This is a genomic window from Allobosea sp. CCNWLY174, assembly GCF_037120455.1.
Lineage (GTDB): Bacteria > Pseudomonadota > Alphaproteobacteria > Rhizobiales > Beijerinckiaceae > Allobosea > Allobosea lupini.
This window is the reverse complement of record NZ_JBBBBQ010000006.1, coordinates 10,707-28,943: the sequence shown is the minus strand read 5'-3', so window position 1 is coordinate 28,943 and position 18,237 is coordinate 10,707. Positions and strand designations below refer to the sequence as shown.

The following is an 18,237-nucleotide window of genomic DNA, read 5'->3' as shown; positions in this document are numbered from 1 at the left end:
CTGCGCTCGGTTTCGATTCGCGCAAAGCACGAAAACGCGACTATGAGCCGGAAAAGTGAGCATCGGCCTGCACAAAGCGATACCTCGAAGGGATTAACCGCGCCGGCGATCCTCGACGATGGCGAGCGCCGCCTGGAAGGCCTCCTCGACGCCGAGCGCCGAGGTGTCGAGCTGCACCGCATCCTCCGCTGCCTTCAGCGGCGCATCGCCCCGGCCTGAATCCCTGGCGTCGCGCCGGCGGATATCGGCCAGGATGCCGTCGAGCGTAGCGGCCTCGCCCCGCCCCGCCAGCTCCTTGTGCCGGCGCGCGGCACGGACCTCGGGGGTCGCGGTGACGAAGAGCTTTACCGTCGCCTCAGGGCAGATCACCGTGCCGATGTCGCGCCCGTCGAGCACCGCCCCTTCCCCCGCCGCGGCGAAGCGGCGCTGCCGGTCGATCAGCGCCCGCCGGACGGCGGGGATCGCCGCCACCACCGAGGCGGCCTCGCCGATCTCGCGGCCACGCAGCCGCGATTCGTCAATAGCAGCATCGTCGAAGCCGGCCGCGCTCGCCGCTGCGGCCTGTGCATCGTCGAGCGCCTCGCCGGCATCGAGCATGGTGCGGGCGACCATGCGGTAGAGCAGGCCGGTGTCGAGATAGGGCAGGCCGTAATGGGCGGCGAGCCGGCGCGCCAGGGTGCCCTTGCCGGAGGCTGCCGGCCCATCGACGGCGATGACCAGCCCGTCGGCCTGCTGGGTCGGAGAGGCGGAGGGCTGGGTCGCGGGCACGATTCTCGGTCTTTCGTCAGTGCGCTGGTGAAGGCAGAGTTCTAAAGCACCGGGTGCACCGATGCGAAGCGGTTTTGCGCCCGGCGTCGCCAGCTTGCGCGGCAGCCAAATCAATATTTGACAGCGACGCTTCGCCCGACTAACGGACGCCCCTGCTTTTTACGAACCCTGTACGAACTTGAAGGTCCGACGCCGTGGCGAAACCGGAACTTGGTACCAAGCGCGTTTGCCCGGTCACGGGCCGCAAATTCTACGATCTCGACAAGGATCCGATCGTCTCGCCCTATACCGGCCAGTCCTATCCGCGCTCGCTGTTCGAGCCGCAGGCCAAGGCGGCGGCAGCTCCAGCGGCCAAGCAGGCGGACGACGAGGATGAGACGGAGGCCGCCGACGGCGCGGTCGAACTCGTCTCGCTCGACGACGCCGATGCCGAGGCTGCCGAGAAGGAGCCGGTGGTCACCAGCGACGACGACATCGAGATCGAGGATGACGGCGACGCCAGCGATGACGACGACACCTTCCTGGAAGAGGACGAGGAAGGCGACGACGACGTCTCCGACCTGATCGATGGCGACATCGAAGGCGACGAAGACGCCTGATCAACGCCAGGATCGCGTCAAATCGCGCGCCTGAAAAAAGCGCGACGATAACGTGACATCAGTGCTTGTGTCTTGGCGCAAGCTTGCCTATAGAGCGCTTCGTCGCTGCGGCGACGAACGCGGACCGCCTCGAAAGAGCCCTCGGTCAGCGACGATTTCCCGGCCTTTCCCCAAGAAGGCCGGCAAAGTGGGGCCATAGCTCAGTTGGGAGAGCGCTTGAATGGCATTCAAGAGGTCGGCGGTTCGATTCCGCCTGGCTCCACCAAATCTCTCCTAACCGACATTTGCGAACGACCGGGGCCGGCTCTGACTGAGGCCGGCTTCTCCGTTTTGACGGTGTCCCGGTCGATACGGGCGCGCTCGCCGTTCAACGACAGACGACGCTCTGTCCGCGCATGGCACAGGTGGAGGTAAGGCGCTCGTCGGCTGGCGGTGCGTAGGTCGGCGCGACATCCGCCGGCACATAGCGCGATCCATCGCTTTGCATCGGATCGATGCCCGCGGACATGCCGGTCGCGGTGCAGCCGGCCAGCAACAGGCAGCACGCGGCCGCGAAGAGCTTTGTCATCGAGAACTCCTTACTGGACCGATCCTGCCGGTATGCGCCAGCGAAGTCACGCGCTGTGGCGCGACTTTGCCCTGATGGCGTCGATCAACGGATTCCATGAGGAACTGGGCCGAGCTCGGGGCAAGTGTGCTTGGCGCGGAGACACGAACACCATCCATCGACTCGTACTGCCGGCGGACCGCATGCACCCTGCTTTCAGGACGCGTGCGGCCCCGAAATGAGAATATCCTTTTGAATCTTCAGCGTAATGAGCGATAACAATCCCAAATTATGAAGTGAATTCAGTCTATTTATTTCTGTCGGTCGCATCAATCTTTCAAAATGACAGGGCAGAAATCGAGTAATAATTTCCCGAACGAACCGTTCTTTTTAAAAAACACTTCTCTTGACCACCTGCTCTGCTGGCCGCCATCGTGAATGACCGGGGATGCACGCTTCGCATCCCGCCAGATCATTCGCTCCATGCGAGGTGCGCGATGTCCAGTGCCGGCCGACAGCTCACGCTCAACCTGTTCATCTATCCCGGTGGCCACCATGAGGCGGCCTGGCGCTACAAGGAGTCCGAGCCGGCACGTGTGCTCGACATCCGCTACTATCAGGAGCTGGCGCAGAAGGCGGAGGCTGCGAAGTTCGACGCGATCTTCTTCGCCGACGGGCCCTCGCTGCCGGAGAATGTGCGCTACTCTTCGCGCGTTCGCTTCGAGCCCATCACCTGGCTGACCGCGATTGCCGCGGCGACGCAGAAGATCGGCCTGATCGGCACGGCCTCGACCACCTATAACGAGCCTTACAACCTCGCCCGTCTGTTCGCTTCGCTCGACCACATCAGCGGCGGCCGCGCCGGCTGGAACATCGTCACCACCAGCGATGCCGGGGCCGCCCATAATTTCGGGCTGCCCGAGCATCCGCCGCATGGCGAGCGCTACGAGAAGGCCCGCGAGTTCCTGAATGTCGTCACCAGGCTCTGGGACAGCTGGGAGGACGACGCCCTCGTCGCGGACCCGCAAAGCGGCGTCTTCGCCGATGCCGACAAGGTCCATCGCATCGACCATGTCGGCAAGCATTACCGCGTCCGCGGGCCGCTCAACGTCTCGCGCTCGCCGCAGGGACGGCCGGTCTATGTCCAGGCCGGCTCCTCCGAGGATGGCCGCTCCTTCGCGGCCCAGTTCGCCGAAGCGATCTTCACCGCGCACCAGACCCTTGGGAACGCGCAGGAATTCTATTCAGACATCAAGACCCGTGCGGTGGCGCTCGGCCGCCGTCCGGACCATCTGCGCGTCCTGCCGGGGATCAGCCCGTTCCTCGGCTCGACGGAGGCCGAGGCGAAGCGGCTGGAGCAGGAGATCGACGATCTGATCCAGCCGGCCGCCTCGCTCGACCAGCTCAAGCGGATGATCGGCGTCGACCTCGGCGGCTACGATCTCGACGGGCCGGTGCCGCGCCACATCATCGATACCAATGGACCGAAGGGCCTGGCGAGCCGGTTCCAGCTCGTCGTCGACATCGTCGACCGTGAGAACCCGACGATCCGCCAGTTGATCCGGCGCCTTGCCGGAGCGCGCGGCCATCGCGTCGTCGTCGGCACGCCCGAGCATGTCGCGAACGAGATCCAGACCTGGTTCGAGCAGGGCGCGGCCGACGGCTTCAACGTCATGCCGCCCTATCTCACCGGCGGCTTCGACAGCTTCGTCGCCGAAGTCGTGCCGATCCTGCGCAAGCGCGGCCTGTTCAGGCAGGAGTATTCCGGCACGACGCTGCGCGACCATTACGGGCTGCCGCGGCCGGAGAGCGTCTTCGCGACGCAGCAGCGCCAGAGCGCCTGAGCCTGCCTGCCGGGGTTTCCAATTCAGCCATGACGCGACAGGCCTTGCCAGGCGCGCAGAGGACATCCGATGAAATTCAGCTACGTCCTGCCATTCGCGGCCGCCTTGCTGGTCGGCCCGGCCGCAGCCCAGCCCTTGGCGGAGAGCGCGCCACTTCCCGAGCGGGTTCCGCCGGGCACGACTTTGGTGATCGGCGATCCGCAGACCAAGGTCGCGCTCACCCTGTCGGGAGAGCTTGCCAAGCTGCCCTTCAAGGTCGAATGGGCCAATATCTCCGGCGGCCCGCAGACGATCGAGGCGTTTCGGGCCAAGGCGCTCGATATCGGCTCGGTGGCCGACATCCCGCCGATCCACGCGCAATGGACCGGACTCGAGGTCAGGATCGTCGCCGCCAAGTTCCGGCGCGATCCGATCGGCCATCCGATCTATGTGATCGCCACCGCCCCCGGTTCCGGCATCACCAAGCTCGAGGAGATCAAGGGGCGCAAGATCGCCTTCAGCCCGGGCCAGGCCCAGGGCGCGCTGGTCCTGCGCGTCCTGAAGAAGCTGAACCTCAGGCATGACGAGGTCCAGCTCGTCGAATTGCCGAGCGTCGGCGACGCCTATGTCAACGCCCTCGCCAGCAAGCTGGTCGACGCCGCGCCGATCGCCGAAGCGAACAAGCAGCGCTTCGTCCAGAACTATGAGCGGGACGGCGCCAAGGCGTTGCCGCACGGCCTGCGCGACGATCCGGCCTATCTCTATGTGGTGAAGGCCTCGCTGGAGGATCCCGGCAAGGCGGCGGCGATCCGCGCCTATGTCCAGGCCTGGGGCCGCGCCGCAAAATGGATCGAGACCCATCCCGAGGAATGGATCAAGGGCTATTACGTCAAGGACCAGGGGCTGAAGCCCGATTCCGGGCGCTTCCTGGTCGAATCCAATGGCGATCCTGATGTGCCGCTTGACTGGAACGGGGCGATCGAGCGCCAGCAGGAAACCATCGATCTCCTCGCTGCCGAACTGAAGAAGCCGGTGCTCAAGGCCGCGACGCTGTTCGACCGGCGCTTCGAGCGGATCGCCGGCGCGGCCTATCAGGGAGAGTGAGCCATGGCAGATCTCTCGCTCACCGGCGGACAGGGCGCCGTCGACCCGGGCTGGCTCAGGCTCGGTCGCGGCCAGACCAACTGTGCGGTCGACAAGCCTCGCCGCCGGCGCAAGCTCGGCCCGGGCCGGCCGATCCCCTACGGCGCCGCGCTCGGCCCGGCCCTGCTGCTGATCCTCTGGAGCATCGGCTCGGCCACCGGCTTCATCGACGACCGCATCCTGTCGGCGCCGTGGACGGTGGCGACGACAGGCTGGGAGCTGATCCAGGACGGGCGCCTGCAGGAGAATCTCTGGACCTCGTTCCAGCGCTCCTTCTGGGGACTGTTCTGGGGCATAGTCGCCGGCGCCTCGCTCGGCGTCATCGCGGGCCTCAGCCGCATCGGCGAATACCTCGTCGACGGCCCGATCCAGATCAAGCGCGCCATTCCGGCGCTGGCGCTGATCCCGCTGCTGATGCTCTGGTTCGGCATCGGCGAGGGCATGAAGATCCTTACCATCGCGCTGATCACCTTCGCGCCGATCTATATCCAGACCCATGACGGCCTGCGCTCGACCGATGCCCGCTTCATCGAGCTGGCCGAGACGCTCGATCTCTCCAACGGCCAGTTCCTGCGCCATGTCGTCCTGCCGGCGGCGCTGCCTGGCTTCCTGCTCGGCCTGCGCTTCGGTGTGACCTATTCCTGGCTCGCCCTCGTCGTGGTCGAGCAGGTCAACGCCACCTCCGGCCTCGGCTACATGATCAACCTCGCCCGCACCTATGGCCAGACCGAGGTCATCATCCTGTGTCTCGCCGTCTACGCCGCGCTCGGCCTGAGCTCGGACTGGCTCGTCCGCTTCATCACCCGAAAGGCTCTGCCATGGCGCAAGATTCTGGCCGACTGACCCAGCAGCCCGTGGTCGCGGTCCGCGGCCTGACCCGCCGCTATGGCGAGCGCACCATCATCGACAATGTCGATCTCGACATCGGCCGCGGCGAGTTCGTCGCCCTGCTCGGCCGCTCCGGCTCCGGCAAGAGCACCTTCCTGCGGGCGCTAGCCGGCCTTGACCATGGCGTGCCAGGCTCCGGCCGGCTCGGCATCCCCGACGCGGTTTCGGTCGTCTTCCAGGATGCGCGCCTGCTGCCCTGGAAAAGCGTCGTCGACAATGTCTCGCTCGGGCTGAAGGGCGCGACGCCGCGCGAGCGCGCTCTGCACGCTCTCGCCGAGGTCGAGCTGACGGCGCGGGCAAGGGCCTGGCCGATGCAGCTCTCCGGCGGCGAGCAGCAGCGCGCGGCGCTGGCCCGCTCGCTGGTGCGCGAGCCGGAACTCCTGCTGCTCGACGAGCCCTTCGGCGCGCTCGATGCGCTGACCCGCCTGCGCATGCAGGCGCTGCTGCTCGATCTCTGCGCCCGCCATCGCCCGGCGGTGCTGCTCGTCACCCATGACGTCGACGAAGCGATCCATCTCGCCCAACGCGTGCTGGTGCTCGATCAGGGCCGCTTCACCGTCGACCTCGATGTCGACCTGCCGTCCGAGGCCGGGCCGCGGCAGCGCCGCTTCGCCGAGGTGCGCAGCGAATTGCTGACCAGCCTCGCCGTGACCCAGGAAGAGCTGCGCCGCGTCGCCTGAGCAACCAGGCTACTTCTTGATCGCGGGGCAGGCGCTCTGGGCGAGCGGGCGGAAGGCCTGGTCGCCGGGAATCGTGGCGACGAGGTCGTAGAGATCCCACTCGCCTTTCGACTCGGCCGGCTTCTTGACCTGGAAGACGTAGAAGTCGTGGACCATGCGCCCGTCCTCGCGCAATTTGGCGTTGCGAACGACCTCGTCCTCGATCGGGACCTCACGCATCTTGGCGATCACGGTCTTGGCCTCGTCCGACTTCGCCGCGACGACCGCCTTGAGATAGTGCCGGACCGAGGAATAGACGCCAGCCTGGATCGCCGAGGGCACCGCGCCATGCGCCGTCTTGAAGCGCTCGGAGAAGGCGCGGGTGCGCTCGTCGATGTTCCAGTAGAAGCCCTCGGTCAGGATCGTGCCTTGCGCCGAGGCGAGGCCGACGCTCTTCACGTCCATCGCGGTCAGGAAGAAGGCGACCAGCTTCTGCTTGTCCTGGCCGATGCCGAAATCGCGGGCGGTCTTGATCCCGGCGACGGTATCGCCGCCGGCATTGGCGAGCGCGATCAGGTCGGCACCCGAGCCCTGCGCCGTCAGCAGCTGCGAGGAGAGATCGACCGCAGGGAAAGCATGCCGGACAGAGCCGACATAGGTGCCGCCCTTGGCGGTGACGAGCGTCTTGGCATCGGCCTCGAGCTGGTGGCCGAGCGCGTAATCGGCGGTGACCAGATACCATTTGGTGCCGGGCTTGGTCAGGTGATTGGCGATGCCGGCGACCTGGACATAGGTGTCCCACATCCACTGGACGACATGGTCGGGCTGGCAGGCATCGCCGGTCAGGCGGGCCGTGCCGCCGGGGAAGAGGCCGACCCGGTTCTTGTCCTTCAGCAAAGGCGGGATGGCGAGCTGCAGCGAGGCGTTGGACATGTCGGCGAGGACGTCGACGCCCTGCCGGTCGATCCATTCGCGGGCGATCGCCGAGCCGATATCGGCCTTGTTCTGATGGTCGGCCGAGACGATCTCGATCTTCATGCCCTGGCATTCGGCCTTCAGGCAGTCCTCGACCGCCATGCGGGCGGCGGTGATCGAGCCCTTGCCGGTGATGTCGGAATAGACGCCGGACATGTCGGTCAGCACGCCGATCTTGACGGCGCCGTCCGAGATCTCGGCCGCGGCGGGCAGTGCTCCGAGCAATGCGGTGGTCAGAGTGAGCGCCGAAACCAGAGCCTTCATGTGAATTCCTCCCGTGCTTGTCGTTTGTCGTTGCTAGCGGTCGTGCCAGTGCGCCATCGGCAGGCCGGCGACCGGTGATCTGAAACTGGGAATGCGGCTGCCGCGCAGGCTGCCGATATGGGCGGTACGAAGGTCCGCGCCGCCGAAGGTGATGCTGGCGAACCAGGGGGCGATCGTGCCGCCGCAGGCGAGCATCAATTCGGGCGTCGCCTCGTCGCGAGCAAAGGCGGCCATCAGCGCCTTGCCGGCAGTGCTGCCGCGATCGTCGTCGAGCAGGATGCGCAGCTCGCCCTCGGGCGTGATCGCGAAGACCCGGTCGAGCATCACATGCGTGCCCCAGAGATTGCCATGGGCGTCGAACGCGATGCCGTCGATGAAGGCGCCATGATCGCTCGGGCCGAAGATCTCGCGGTCGGTCAGGCTACCGTCGGGCTGAACCCGCAATCGCGTCACCCGGCAGGCGCAGGTCTCGGCGACGTAGAGCCATTCCTCGGTGGCATCGAGCCTGATCTCGTTGGTGAAGGCGAAGCCATCGGCGACGATGCGCAAGTGGCCGCCATCATAGAGCGCGATAGAACCGTCGCGGACAATGGGGCTCATCGCCCGCATCCAATTCCTGGTCCGCGTCGAGATCGTCAACCAGATCCGGTCCTTGCTGTCGCGCAGCACGAAATTGACCTTGCCAATCGCCTGCCCGTCGATGCTGTCGACGAGCACGCGCGTCTCGCCCGAGCGAGTCATCAGCTCCAGCCGGTCGGTGCCGAAATTCGAGATGAGGACATCGCCATTGCGGGCGAAGGCAAGGCCATTCGGCAAGGTGCCGGAGACAAAGCGCGCCTCCTCGTCGGCGGCCTCGGCAAAGCCGCGGCTCGCCGTCTGCGTGATCAGCTGCTGCGTGCCGTCCGGCCGGATATGGACGACGCCGCCGCGCGCATCGGCTGACCATAGCGAGCCGTCGCGCTCGGCCAGGATGCATTCCGGCCGCTGCAGGCCCTCGCCGACATAGGTGATCGCGGCGGGATCGATGACAAAGCCGTCAAGCGGGTTGGGTGTGGGTGACATCAGAAGTTCACGCGGTCGCCGCCCTTGAGGCCGAGCGTCGCGCGGGCCTCATCGGGCGTCGCGATCTCGTAGCCGAGCTCCTCGACGATGCGGCGGATCTTGGCGACCTGCTCGGCATTGGAGGTGGCGAGCTTGCCCCTGCCGATGAACAGGCTGTCCTCGAGCCCAACGCGGACATTGCCGCCGAGCATCGCAGCCTGCGTGCAGAACGCCATCTGGTGGCGTCCGGCCGCGAGCACCGACCAGTGGTAATCCCGACCGAACAGTTTGTCGGCGGTGCGCTTCATGAACATCAGGTTGTCGAGATCGGCGCCGATGCCGCCCAAAATCCCGAAGATCAACTGCAGGAAGACCGGCGGCCGGAACCAGCCGCGATCAAGGCAATGGGCGAGATTGTAGAGGTGGCCGACATCGTAGCATTCGTGCTCGAACTTGGTGCCATGGCCCTCGCCGAGCAGTTTGTAGATGCGCTCGATGTCGCCGAAGGTGTTGCGGAAGATGAAGTCCTTGGTGCCCGCGAGATAAGGCTGCTCCCAGGGATGCTTCCAGTCGCTGTACTTCTCCGCCAGCGGATGCAGCGCAAAATTCATCGAGCCCATATTGAGCGAGCACATCTCCGGCGCGGCCTTGAGCGGCGCGGCGAGGCGCTCCTCGACTGTCATGGTCAGCCCGCCGCCGGTGGTGATGTTCACGACCGCATCGGTCGCCTGCTTGATCCGCGGCAGGAACTCCATGAACACCGCCGGATCGGGTGTCGGGCGGCCATCCCGGGGATCGCGCGCGTGCAGATGCAGGATCGCCGCGCCGGCTTCCGCTGCCGCGATCGCCTGGCTGGCGATCTCGTCCGGGGTGATCGGCAGATGGTCCGACATGGTCGGCGTATGGATGCCGCCGGTGACGGCACAGGTGATGATGACCTTGCTCATGGCGTTCTCCTTCGTCGTTCCGGTCAGGCGGGCAGGATCGCCACGGCGCGTGTCCAGCCGGCCGAGCCGTTGCGGACCTTCACCGGCAGGCAGCTGATGGTGAAGCCGGTCGCCGGCAGCGCTTCGAGATTGTGCAGCTTCTCGATCTGGCAGTAGCCGGCCTCGCGCCCGGCCTTGTGGCCTTCCCAGATCAGCGAGGCGTCGCCAGTTTCGGCGAAACGGCGGGCGGTGTGGCTGAACGGCGCGTCCCAGCTCCAGCCATCGGTGCCGACGACCTTGATGCCTTGGCGGACCAGATGCAGCGTCGCCTCGCGGCCGAAGCCGCAGCCGGAATCGACATAATCGGCCTCGCCATAGCGCGCGCCCGCCCTTGTGTTGGCGACGACGATCTCCAGCGGACTCAAAGTATGGCCGATCCGCATAAGCTCGGCGTCGATCTCGGCGGGGCTGACGACGTGGCCATCGGGGAGATGGCGGAAATCCAGTTTCACGCCCGGCTGCAGGAACCATTCCAGAGGGCATTCGTCGATCCGGAGCGCTGGCGCGCCACCATCTTGCGTCGGGTGATAATGCCAGGGCGCATCGACATGGGTGCCGTTATGGGTCGAGATCGTCGCGAGCTCGACTGCCCAGCCCATTCCGCCCGGGAGTTGCTCGGGCTTCAGGCCGGGAAAGGCCGCCGCGACGTCCTTCGCCGTGGCCTCGTGCGTGCGATAGTCGATTTTGACCTTCTGGAAGGGCGGGTCGGCAGGAACGTCGTTCTCAAGTGGAATCGACAGATCGATGAGGCGGCCTGGCAGCATGCCGGTATGCCCTCCCTTGAGGATGCGTTCTCTTTGGTTCGAATTTGGACGAACGTCCGACCTATAGCAGGGCACCATGTTTCTGGTAAGAGGGGAATCGCTAGATTCTGGAGGGGCAAGATGTCCGCGATGCCGACGCGCGACCGTATTCTCGACGCTGCCGAACGGCTCTTCGCCGAGCGCGGCGGCGCCGACGGCGCCTCGATGCGCGACCTTGCGGCCGCGGCCGGCGTGCGCCTCTCGCAGCTCAGCTATCATTTCGGCTCGAAGGAGGCGCTCTACCGCGCCGTCTTCGCCCGCCGGGCCCATGCTTTGGCGTTGGCGCGCGCGCAGGCGTTGGGCGAGGCGATGGCCCGGCCGGTGCTCGACGTCGGCGAGATCGTCGCCGCCTTGATCGGCCCGTCCGTGCGCCAGCGCTTCAGCGAAGGCGTGCAGGGCGCGGCCTTCGCCATGATGACCGCCCGCGAGGCGGTCGACCCGCGCGAGGCGGCACGCGGCGTCGTCGCCGAACATTTCGACCCGACAGCACGGCAGTTCGTCACGGCGCTGGGCAAGCTTTACCCGCAGGCGCCGGAAGGCGCGCTGGTCGACGCCTATCTCTTCATGGTCGGCGCGCTCGTCATGACCATGGCCGCCGGTGACCGCGCCACCCGGCTCGACCAGCCGCGCGAGGCGGTGCCGGTCGTGGAGAATGCCGAGCACCTGCTGCAGCGCCTGACCAGCTTCTGCGCCGCCGGTATCGACGGCCTGCTGCGAGGCCGCTAAGCCGGCCTGCCGTCTGCAAACAAGCGGGGAACATCATGCGCCGCGAGATCATCGAAGTCCCCGTCATCTCCGAGGCGATCCGCCGGCTCGGTGCGCCGACTTCGGCGCTGGCGCGCGTCGGCGACCTGCTCTTCACCTGCGGCATGCCGCCGATCGATGTCACCACCGGCGAGATCGTCAGTGGCGATATCGAGACGCAGACCCGCGCCGCGATGGAGGCGCTCGCCGTGACCCTGCGCCATGGCGGCGCCTCGCTCGACGCCGTCGTCAAGGCGACGATCTTCGTCACCGATCCAGCGCTGATGGCCGGAGTGAATGCGGTCTACCGCACCTTTTTCAGCGACGATTTCCCGGCGCGGACCAGCGCCGCGATCCGGCCCTGGCCATTGCCCTTCGACATCGAGATCGAATGCGTCGCCGCGATCGGCTGATCCATCAGTGCGGGGAGGGTGCCGCCATCCCTGCCAGGGCCGCATCGAGCAGCTCGGCCGATGCCTCCAGCGGCTTCAGGCTCGCCGTGTAGATCGCCACCGCCCTGACGCGCCGGCCGGGATAAATCTCGCCGATCAGCCGGCGATAGACCGCGAGCTGAACCAAGGTCGAGGCCGGCAGCGCGACAGCGTCCTGCGGCGGGCGGGCAGCCGTCTTGAAATCGGCGATCAGGACCTCGCTCTCGCCGACCGCGAGCCGGTCGATCCGGCCCTGCACCGGGCGCCTGCTGCCATCGCCCATGGTGATCACGCCGGCGAGCGGCACCTCGGCCAGGCTGCCCGGCTCGAACAGCCCGCCGAACTCCGGCGCGGCGATCAGCGTGAGCGCGTCGTCGACGATCCTGGTGCGACGCTCATCCGGCAGCGAGCCACCGCGCGCCTGCGCCAGCGCATGGGCAGTGCTGGCGCGGCGTTCGTGCGGCACCTCCGGCAGGACCTGCAGCAGGAGATGCGCGAGCCGGCCGGCCGCGGCGGCGTTGGCCAGGAAGGGCCCGTCATGCGGACGCTCCTGCGCATCGGCTGCTGAGAGCGCGCTCGACGGGCGCAAGGGCGGAGCCGGCTCGGCCTCTTCCGGCGCGGAGCGCGTCAGCCAGTCCGGCGGCACCGCCGCCGCCCGCACAGCGACAGCGTCCTCGGCTGCCCCTTCTCCCGGCTGCGAAACCATGAAGCGGCGGACTTCACCGTCGCTATCGGGTGCGGGAACGTTACGCAGCCAGGGCTCGGAGCCGGCGAGGCCAAGCTCTGCCATGGCGTACCAGGATCCTTCAGGCGCCTCGCCCTTGGCCTGCACGCCGCAGAGGATCAGGCGCTCTTCGGCCCGCGTCAGCGCGACATAGAGCAGGCGGTGATGCTCCTCGACCATCTGCGCGACGATCGCATCCTTGGCGCGCCGCATCGCCGCGGGGTCGTCGGCGCGCCTGCTCGGCCAGACCGGCACCTGCGCGCCGCGCGGCGGCGCGACCGCCATCAGCTTCGGCAGGCGGCGTTCGCCGGGCGCGATGCCGAGATCGGCGAGAATGACGACCGGCGCCTCCAGCCCTTTCGAACCGTGCACGGTCATCACCCGGACCTCGCCGGCGCTGGCCGAGAGATCGCGCTTCACCTGCGTCGCCACCGCGCCGATATGGTGCAGGAAACCGGCGAGCGAGGGGCCGTAACGCCGCTCATGGTCGAGCGCGGCGCTCAAGAAGGCATCGAGCGCATCGCCCGCTTCCGGGCCGAGCCGGGCGAGGGCGAGATTGCGGCCGCCGCCCGGGCCGAGCAGGCCGGCGTAGAAACGGAACGGACCGCAGCGCCCGGCCTCCTCGGCAAGCTCGGTCAGGCGCGCCTCGATCGCGGCGTAGCGCGGCTCGGTCTGCGCCGCCGTGCGGAAGGCGTCGCGCAGCGAGCCTTTCCGCTCCGGCGCAAGGCGCATCAGATCGTCGTCATCGAGACCGAAGAGCGGCGTCTTCAGCGTGATCGCCAGCGAGAGATCGTCCTGCGGCAGCAGGATGGCGCGCCCGAGCGCGACGAGGTCCTCGACCGCCGGATGGTCGGCGAGTGTCAGGCGGTCGCGGCCGGCGACCGGCACTTCGCGATCCTTCAGCGCCTTGACGATCGCCTCGAACAGCGCGCCGCGCTGGCGCAGCAGGATCATCACGTCGCCGGGCTTGAACGGACGGCCGATATCGTCGCGACCGGCCTCGCTCCAGCGCTTCAGCACGTCGGCGATGCGGGCGGCGAGCTTCACGAGGCCCGAGCGCCGCTCGGGTGCGTCGACCGGCGCGGTCCAGGCATCGGGCTTCTCGCTGGGGTCATCGGCCGAGACGGGCCAGAGATCGACCGCGCCGACCGAGGCGCGCCTGACCGTATCGTGTCGCTCGGGCCCGGCGCCGCCGTCGAAGACGAGGCCGCGCCAGTGCTCCGGCGGCGCGAACACCGCATCGACCGCACGCATGATGTCGGGCGCCGAGCGGAAGGAGGTGGTGAGACTGATCGGCTCGAAGCGCTGCCCAGCCTCTGAGAGGCGCCGGCCGAGCAGCCCTCGCTCCTCGCTGAAATGGGCGGGGGCCGCGCCTTGGAAGCCGTAGATCGACTGCTTCTCGTCGCCGACGACGAAGACGGTGCGCGGCCGCACCAGTTCGCGCGCGCCCTCGCCGGCCGAGAACTCCTCGGCGAGGCGGCGCAGGATCGCCCATTGCGCCTCGCTGGTGTCCTGGGCTTCGTCGAGGAGGATGTGGTCGATACCAGCGTCGAGCTTGTAAAGCGCCCAGGCCGGATCGACTCGGTCGAGCAAAGAACGGGTCTTCGCGATCAGGTCGTCATAGTCGAGTAGCGAGCGCTGCGCCTTCAGCTTGCGGTAGGCGGAAAGGATATGCGTCACCAGCACGGCCAGCGCCGCGCTGCGCTCGCGCACGGCGATGGCGTTGAGCTGGTCGATCGCGGCGGCCAGACAGGCCGCTAGCGCATCGAGCGCCGCGTCGAGATCGGCGGGCAGGGCGCTGTTGCCCTTGCCACGCACATGCTGGGCGACATTGCCTTCGGCGGTGAGCAGGCCGGCGCGGCAGGCGGAGACAGGATCGATGCCCGGCGCATCCGACAGCGCGAGCCTGATCGCAGCCGCCGCCTTGGCGCGCGTCGCGCTGCCGGCCTCGAAGGCGGCGACGAGCCGCTCGAGATCGGGGACAGCAGCCGATTCGCGTTGGAAGCGCTCTCGTACCGTCTCGGCGGCCAGCTCCGGCCCGATGCCGAGGAAGGCGCTGAGCCCCGAAACGATCTCCTCCGGCTGCCGCGCCCGCCCCTCGGCATCGCTGAAGACGGCGCGCTGGTGCAGGGCCTCGCGCATGATCTGGTCGAAAGTGTCCTGAGCGGCGTGCTCGGCCATGAAGCGCAGTGCCCGGGCCTGCGGCCCGTCCGGGTTGGCCTCGGCAACGGCGAGCAGGTCGCGCCTGGCATCGCGCATCAACTCGTCCTGCGCGAGATCGTCGGCGACCTCGAAGCGCGGCGGGACATTGGCCTCGAAGGGGGCGCTCTGCAGCACGCGGGTGCAGAAGGCGTGGATCGTCTCGATCTTCAGGCCGCCTGGCGTCTCCAGCGCCTGGGCGAACAGGCGCCGCGCCCGGCTGATGTCGCTCGCGGCCGGGAGCTGCCCCGTCAGAGCTGACAGCGCGGCCCAGAGCACCGAATCGGAGGCGACAGCCCATTTCGAGAGCGCCCCGAAGACCCGGTTCGACATGTTGGCGGCGGCGGCCTTGGTATAGGTGATGCAGAGCATCCGGCCGGGCGCGACCCCGTCGAGCAGCAGGCGCAGCACGCGGTTGACCAGCACATGGGTCTTGCCCGAGCCGGCATTGGCGGAGACCCAGGCGCTGAGATCGGGCTCCGCCGCCAGCGCCTGGTTGCGGCGCGTCTGCTCGGGAATGGTCCAGCCCGCCGGAGTCATGCCTCGTCTCCGGCATCGCCGAGATCGGGCGCCGCCGACCATTCCTTGACCCGGGCGAGCTGGTCATAGGGGCTGGCGTATTTGATGTAGGCCGGGGCGCGCCGCGAGAGCCAGGGCTCGCGGCCGGCGCGCAGCACGGAAAGATGGTCGAGCAATTGCGCGAGATGGCGGGCGGTGACGTCGGCCTGCGCTTCGTCCTTGAAGGCGAGCTTCTTGTCCTTCTCCCAGCTCTTCGGATCATGATTGAGTCGCAGATAGAGCAGCGCCTCGACCGGCCCGGGCAGGATGTCGGGCGAGAAGCCGTGGCGCAAAGCGAGCTCGGCCTCCAGCGTCAATTGCGGGGCGAAGCCGAGGCGGACCTGCTCGTCGCTCGGCGGCGCGCCGGTCTTGAAGTCGATGATGCGCAGGGTGCCATCGCGCGTGATCTCGACGCGGTCGGCCCGGCCGGTCAGCAGGATCGAGGAACCATCGATCAGCGGAAATTCGCCTTGCGTATCGCGCTCGACCGCGACGCGGGCGAGCCCTGGCCGGCGCCTCTCCTCCCAGCCGAGGAAGTTCTGTGCGATCAGCAGGAAACGCGGCCACCAGAAGGCGCGCACCTCCGGCGTCTCCTCATAGGCGCGGAAGAAGCGCTCGCCGATCTCGATCAGGCTGCCGAGGGCGCCGGCCGGAATCTGCTCGGGGTAGGTTTCGGCGAAGGTTCCGACGATGTCGTGCAGCAGCGAACCACGATCGGTCGCGCCGGGATCCTCGACCAGCTCGGGCAGGGCGTCGAGCCTGAGGATCTTGCGCGCATAGACCGCATAGGGATCGCGATAGAGCGTCTCGACCTCGGTGACGCTGAGCCGCTTCGGCTGCAGATGCGCCGCCGGAAAGGGTTTTGGCCGCGGTACTGGCAGGAGATCGGCCGGCTTGCCGAGCAGCGCGGCCCAGGCGATCAGCTCGCGCCCGCGTCCCTCGGCCGCTTCCCAGCCTTCAGCCGGCGCCACCGCCTTGAGGCGCTGCCAGAAGCGCGAGGGGATCGTCTCGGCCTCGCCGGCCTTGCGGGCGCGGGTCAGCGTCACCTTGCGAGCGAGTGCGGCGGCGACGAAGTCATGCGCGGTCTGGCCGATGCGCCGTTCCGGTGGCGAAAGGCCGAGTTCCGCCCGCATCGGCCGGTTGATGAAGGAATCGGTCTCGGTGGCCGGCGGCCAGACGCTCTCGATCAAGCCGCCGAGCACGATGTGCTCGGCTTCGAGCAGGCGGGCTTCGAGCAGGCCCCAGATCTTGACGCGCGGATGGCCGGGGTCACGGCGCGGCACGACGCGCTCGCCGATCAGGGCCTCAAAGATCGCGACCCAGTCGCGGGCGCGGCCCTCGCCGGGGGCTTCCGGCAAGGCCGCATCGAGATCATCGAACAGGGCGGTGAGCGCCTCGCCATCCGGGCCGCGCCAGGCGAGTATGGCGCCGTTCTCGTCACCACTCAGCTTTTCGACGGCCCGGCGGGCCTGCGCCGCGATCTCGCGCAGTTTGGGTGCTGGGCCCGCCAAGGCCGCCATGAGCGGCGCGAGCGCATCTTCCAGCCCGGCGAGCACCTGTTCGGCGGCGCCGACATCCTCGTCCGTGAGCTTGCGGCGCGGGCGGGGCGCATAGGTCGCCTCGCGCAGCTCCGGCAGCGCCTCGAAGGCGCGGCGCAGGCCGGGGAAACCGGGGCCGACCGGCTCGCCGCGCCAGCAGCCGATCTCCAGCGTCGCCGCGCCTTGCCGCAGGCGGGGCTCGGCCAGGCCCAGGCGGCAGAGCGGATGCGCCAGCAGCGCGACGAGGCTCGCCGGCGAGAGGTCGCCCTCGACCGCATCGAGCGCCAGCCGCAGCAGGGCGCCGGCCGGCCAGCGGCCGAGCGGCATGCCGGCGGAATCGTCGGCCTGGATGCCCCAGCGCCGGAGCTCGACCGCGACGCGCTCGGCAAGGCCGCGATCGGGGGTAATCAGGGCGGCACGGGCATTTGGCTCTTCCAGTGCCTCACGCAGGGCGAGCGCCGCGACCAGCGCCTCCTCGCGTTCATCTGCCGCCTCGACGATGCGCAGCCCGTCGAGCGCCCCGGCAGCTAGGGGCGCAGCGCCGGCCCAATCATCCGTGATCGAGGCCGGCAACAGGGCACGGCGCAGCAGGTCGCGGCGCGTTTCCAGCCCAGGTGAGGGCTCGGCAAGGGTGACGACCTCGTCCCGGTTCGCACCGATCTCGTCGAGCAGTCGATGCAGCGCCGCCTGCGGGTGGGACGGCGCGGGTTCCTGGACGATGGCGCGCCAGCCCTGTTCGGAGAGAGCCTCGTCGAGATCGGGCAGCACGACGGCGCCGTTCGGGGCGCGGGCGAGCGCGGCGAGCAGGCGCGCCGTCGCCGGCACCGTGCCGGTCGATCCGGCCGCGATCACCGGCCCGTGGAAATCGCCGGCGAGCAGGCGCTCGCGCTCGGCCGCGAGCATGCGGTTGCGGAACTCGGCCGGGTCGCATTCGGCCCGCTGTTCGAGGATCGCCGGCCAGGCTTGCGCGATGATGTCGAGGAAACGGGCGTTGAACTGCCAGATCTCGTCGAAGCGGGCGGCATCCAACCCCTTCAATCGTGCCGGCGAGATGCCTTCGGTCTGCAGTTGGTCGAGCAGATGAGCGAGGTCGCCGGCAAGCCCCCAGGCCTCGGCCAAGGTTGCCGGCATCAGCGAGGGCTCGGCCGGATCGAGCTTGAGGTGCTGGCGGTTGGCGGTGCGGCCCCAGGCCGAGATCAGCGTCGTCAGGATGAAGCGACGGCGGAGCGGATCGATCGGCGCGAGGCGCTGCAGCGCCAGCGCATCGCCCGCGCCGGCGATCAGCGCGGTCTCGGCCTCGTCGACATCGCCGAGCGGGACGATGCGCGGCAGGAGCAGCGGCCGGCCGCCGAGCTTTTCCGACAGGATCGTGCCGAAAGCCCGCGCTGCGCGCTGCGTCGGCAGATAGAGCGTGGTGCGCGAGAGGGCAGTGGGATCGCCTGGATCATGAGCCCGGCCGAAGCGGCCGGCGATCAGCGCCTGCGCCAGCACCGAAAGGAAGGGCGCGCCGGCCGGGATGCTGAACAGGTTGAGCCCGGCCATCGCCG

General features: G+C 68.3%; 15 protein-coding genes and 1 tRNA gene. 8 read left to right on the top strand and 8 right to left on the bottom strand.

The window, feature by feature from the left end; all coding sequences use genetic code 11:
* Positions 1-93: 93 nt before the first annotated feature.
* Entirely contained in the window at positions 94-768 is a 675-nt protein-coding gene (gene cmk, locus V7S63_RS17970; protein WP_336531196.1) for a (d)CMP kinase, read from the bottom strand.
* A 194-nt stretch (positions 769-962) separates the two neighbouring features.
* Here cmk and V7S63_RS17965 point away from each other — a divergent pair, with 194 nt between their 5' ends.
* On the top strand, positions 963-1,367 hold the full coding sequence (locus tag V7S63_RS17965) for a TIGR02300 family protein (RefSeq protein WP_091835185.1): 405 nt from the start codon (positions 963-965) through the stop codon (positions 1,365-1,367).
* Positions 1,368-1,556: 189 nt separating this feature from the next.
* Positions 1,557-1,632 (top strand) — tRNA-Ala (locus tag V7S63_RS17960).
* Positions 1,633-1,734: 102 nt separating this feature from the next.
* On the opposite strand, the gene V7S63_RS17955 is transcribed toward V7S63_RS17960, so the two are convergent.
* Positions 1,735-1,935 (bottom strand): hypothetical protein, encoded by a 201-nt coding sequence (locus tag V7S63_RS17955; RefSeq protein WP_336531195.1) that lies wholly within the window; start codon positions 1,933-1,935, stop codon positions 1,735-1,737.
* A gap of 476 nt (positions 1,936-2,411) precedes the next feature.
* On the opposite strand from V7S63_RS17955, the gene V7S63_RS17950 reads away from it, so the two are divergent.
* The 4 genes from V7S63_RS17950 (at position 2,412) to V7S63_RS17935 (ending at position 6,448) form a co-directional block, all read left to right on the top strand.
* On the top strand, positions 2,412-3,758 hold the full coding sequence (locus V7S63_RS17950) for an LLM class flavin-dependent oxidoreductase (protein WP_336531194.1): 1,347 nt from the start codon (positions 2,412-2,414) through the stop codon (positions 3,756-3,758).
* 69 nt (positions 3,759-3,827) lie between these two features.
* Positions 3,828-4,841 (top strand): ABC transporter substrate-binding protein, encoded by a 1,014-nt coding sequence (locus V7S63_RS17945; RefSeq protein WP_336531193.1) that lies wholly within the window; start codon positions 3,828-3,830, stop codon positions 4,839-4,841.
* A 3-nt stretch (positions 4,842-4,844) separates the two neighbouring features.
* Positions 4,845-5,723, top strand: coding sequence for an ABC transporter permease (locus tag V7S63_RS17940; RefSeq protein WP_336531192.1), 879 nt, complete (start codon positions 4,845-4,847; stop codon positions 5,721-5,723).
* Positions 5,699-6,448 carry an ABC transporter ATP-binding protein gene (locus tag V7S63_RS17935; RefSeq protein WP_336531191.1) on the top strand — a complete coding sequence of 250 codons (750 nt, stop codon included), beginning with the start codon at positions 5,699-5,701 and terminating at the stop codon, positions 6,446-6,448. The genes V7S63_RS17940 and V7S63_RS17935 overlap by 25 nt, the downstream gene beginning before the upstream one ends.
* A gap of 9 nt (positions 6,449-6,457) precedes the next feature.
* On the opposite strand, the gene V7S63_RS17930 is transcribed toward V7S63_RS17935, so the two are convergent.
* From V7S63_RS17930 to V7S63_RS17915, 4 genes are read right to left on the bottom strand one after another with little or no spacing between them, the layout of a single operon-like run.
* The gene (locus V7S63_RS17930) at positions 6,458-7,666 is read right to left on the bottom strand and encodes an ABC transporter substrate-binding protein (protein ID WP_100959924.1); all 1,209 of its coding nucleotides are present in this window, start codon (positions 7,664-7,666) and stop codon (positions 6,458-6,460) included.
* Between the two features lie 33 nt (positions 7,667-7,699).
* Positions 7,700-8,728, bottom strand: a complete 1,029-nt coding sequence (locus tag V7S63_RS17925; protein ID WP_336531190.1) for an SMP-30/gluconolactonase/LRE family protein — start codon at positions 8,726-8,728, stop codon at positions 7,700-7,702.
* Entirely contained in the window at positions 8,728-9,654 is a 927-nt protein-coding gene (kce, locus tag V7S63_RS17920) for a 3,5-dioxohexanoate:acetyl-CoA acetone transferase (RefSeq protein WP_336531189.1), read from the bottom strand. The genes V7S63_RS17925 and kce overlap by 1 nt, the downstream gene beginning before the upstream one ends.
* Before the next feature lie 23 nt (positions 9,655-9,677).
* Positions 9,678-10,454 carry a cyclase family protein gene (locus V7S63_RS17915; RefSeq protein WP_336531401.1) on the bottom strand — a complete coding sequence of 259 codons (777 nt, stop codon included), beginning with the start codon at positions 10,452-10,454 and terminating at the stop codon, positions 9,678-9,680.
* A 123-nt stretch (positions 10,455-10,577) separates the two neighbouring features.
* On the opposite strand from V7S63_RS17915, the gene V7S63_RS17910 reads away from it, so the two are divergent.
* Both V7S63_RS17910 and V7S63_RS17905 read left to right on the top strand, forming a co-directional pair.
* Complete coding sequence (locus tag V7S63_RS17910; RefSeq protein ID WP_336531188.1) at positions 10,578-11,222, top strand: TetR/AcrR family transcriptional regulator; 645 nt, start codon at positions 10,578-10,580, stop codon at positions 11,220-11,222.
* A 35-nt stretch (positions 11,223-11,257) separates the two neighbouring features.
* A complete protein-coding gene (locus V7S63_RS17905; protein ID WP_336531187.1) occupies positions 11,258-11,653 on the top strand; it encodes a RidA family protein in 396 nt (131 codons plus the stop codon).
* A 4-nt stretch (positions 11,654-11,657) separates the two neighbouring features.
* Here the strand turns inward: V7S63_RS17905 and addA are convergent, their stop codons facing one another.
* A complete protein-coding gene (addA, locus tag V7S63_RS17900) occupies positions 11,658-15,134 on the bottom strand; it encodes a double-strand break repair helicase AddA (protein ID WP_336531186.1) in 3,477 nt (1,158 codons plus the stop codon).
* Positions 15,131-18,232: a double-strand break repair protein AddB gene (addB, locus tag V7S63_RS17895; RefSeq protein ID WP_336531185.1), complete on the bottom strand. Its 3,102-nt coding sequence runs from the start codon at positions 18,230-18,232 to the stop codon at positions 15,131-15,133. The genes addA and addB overlap by 4 nt, the downstream gene beginning before the upstream one ends.
* Between the last annotated feature and the right edge of the window lie 5 nt (positions 18,233-18,237).

What these genes read in the sequence shown, in the direction of transcription:
- V7S63_RS17955 (WP_336531195.1), bottom strand. Translation starts at nt 1,935, where the DNA reads ATGACAAAGCTCTTCGCGGCCGCGTGCTGCCTGTTGCTGGCCGGCTGC.
- V7S63_RS17950 (WP_336531194.1), top strand. Translation starts at nt 2,412, where the DNA reads ATGTCCAGTGCCGGCCGACAGCTCACGCTCAACCTGTTCATCTATCCC.
- V7S63_RS17945 (WP_336531193.1), top strand. Translation starts at nt 3,828, where the DNA reads ATGAAATTCAGCTACGTCCTGCCATTCGCGGCCGCCTTGCTGGTCGGC.
- V7S63_RS17940 (WP_336531192.1), top strand. Translation starts at nt 4,845, where the DNA reads ATGGCAGATCTCTCGCTCACCGGCGGACAGGGCGCCGTCGACCCGGGC.
- V7S63_RS17935 (WP_336531191.1), top strand. Translation starts at nt 5,699, where the DNA reads ATGGCGCAAGATTCTGGCCGACTGACCCAGCAGCCCGTGGTCGCGGTC.
- V7S63_RS17930 (WP_100959924.1), bottom strand. Translation starts at nt 7,666, where the DNA reads ATGAAGGCTCTGGTTTCGGCGCTCACTCTGACCACCGCATTGCTCGGA.
- V7S63_RS17925 (WP_336531190.1), bottom strand. Translation starts at nt 8,728, where the DNA reads ATGTCACCCACACCCAACCCGCTTGACGGCTTTGTCATCGATCCCGCC.
- kce (WP_336531189.1), bottom strand. Translation starts at nt 9,654, where the DNA reads ATGAGCAAGGTCATCATCACCTGTGCCGTCACCGGCGGCATCCATACG.
- V7S63_RS17910 (WP_336531188.1), top strand. Translation starts at nt 10,578, where the DNA reads ATGTCCGCGATGCCGACGCGCGACCGTATTCTCGACGCTGCCGAACGG.
- V7S63_RS17905 (WP_336531187.1), top strand. Translation starts at nt 11,258, where the DNA reads ATGCGCCGCGAGATCATCGAAGTCCCCGTCATCTCCGAGGCGATCCGC.
- addA (WP_336531186.1), bottom strand. Translation starts at nt 15,134, where the DNA reads ATGACTCCGGCGGGCTGGACCATTCCCGAGCAGACGCGCCGCAACCAG.
- addB (WP_336531185.1), bottom strand. Translation starts at nt 18,232, where the DNA reads ATGGCCGGGCTCAACCTGTTCAGCATCCCGGCCGGCGCGCCCTTCCTT.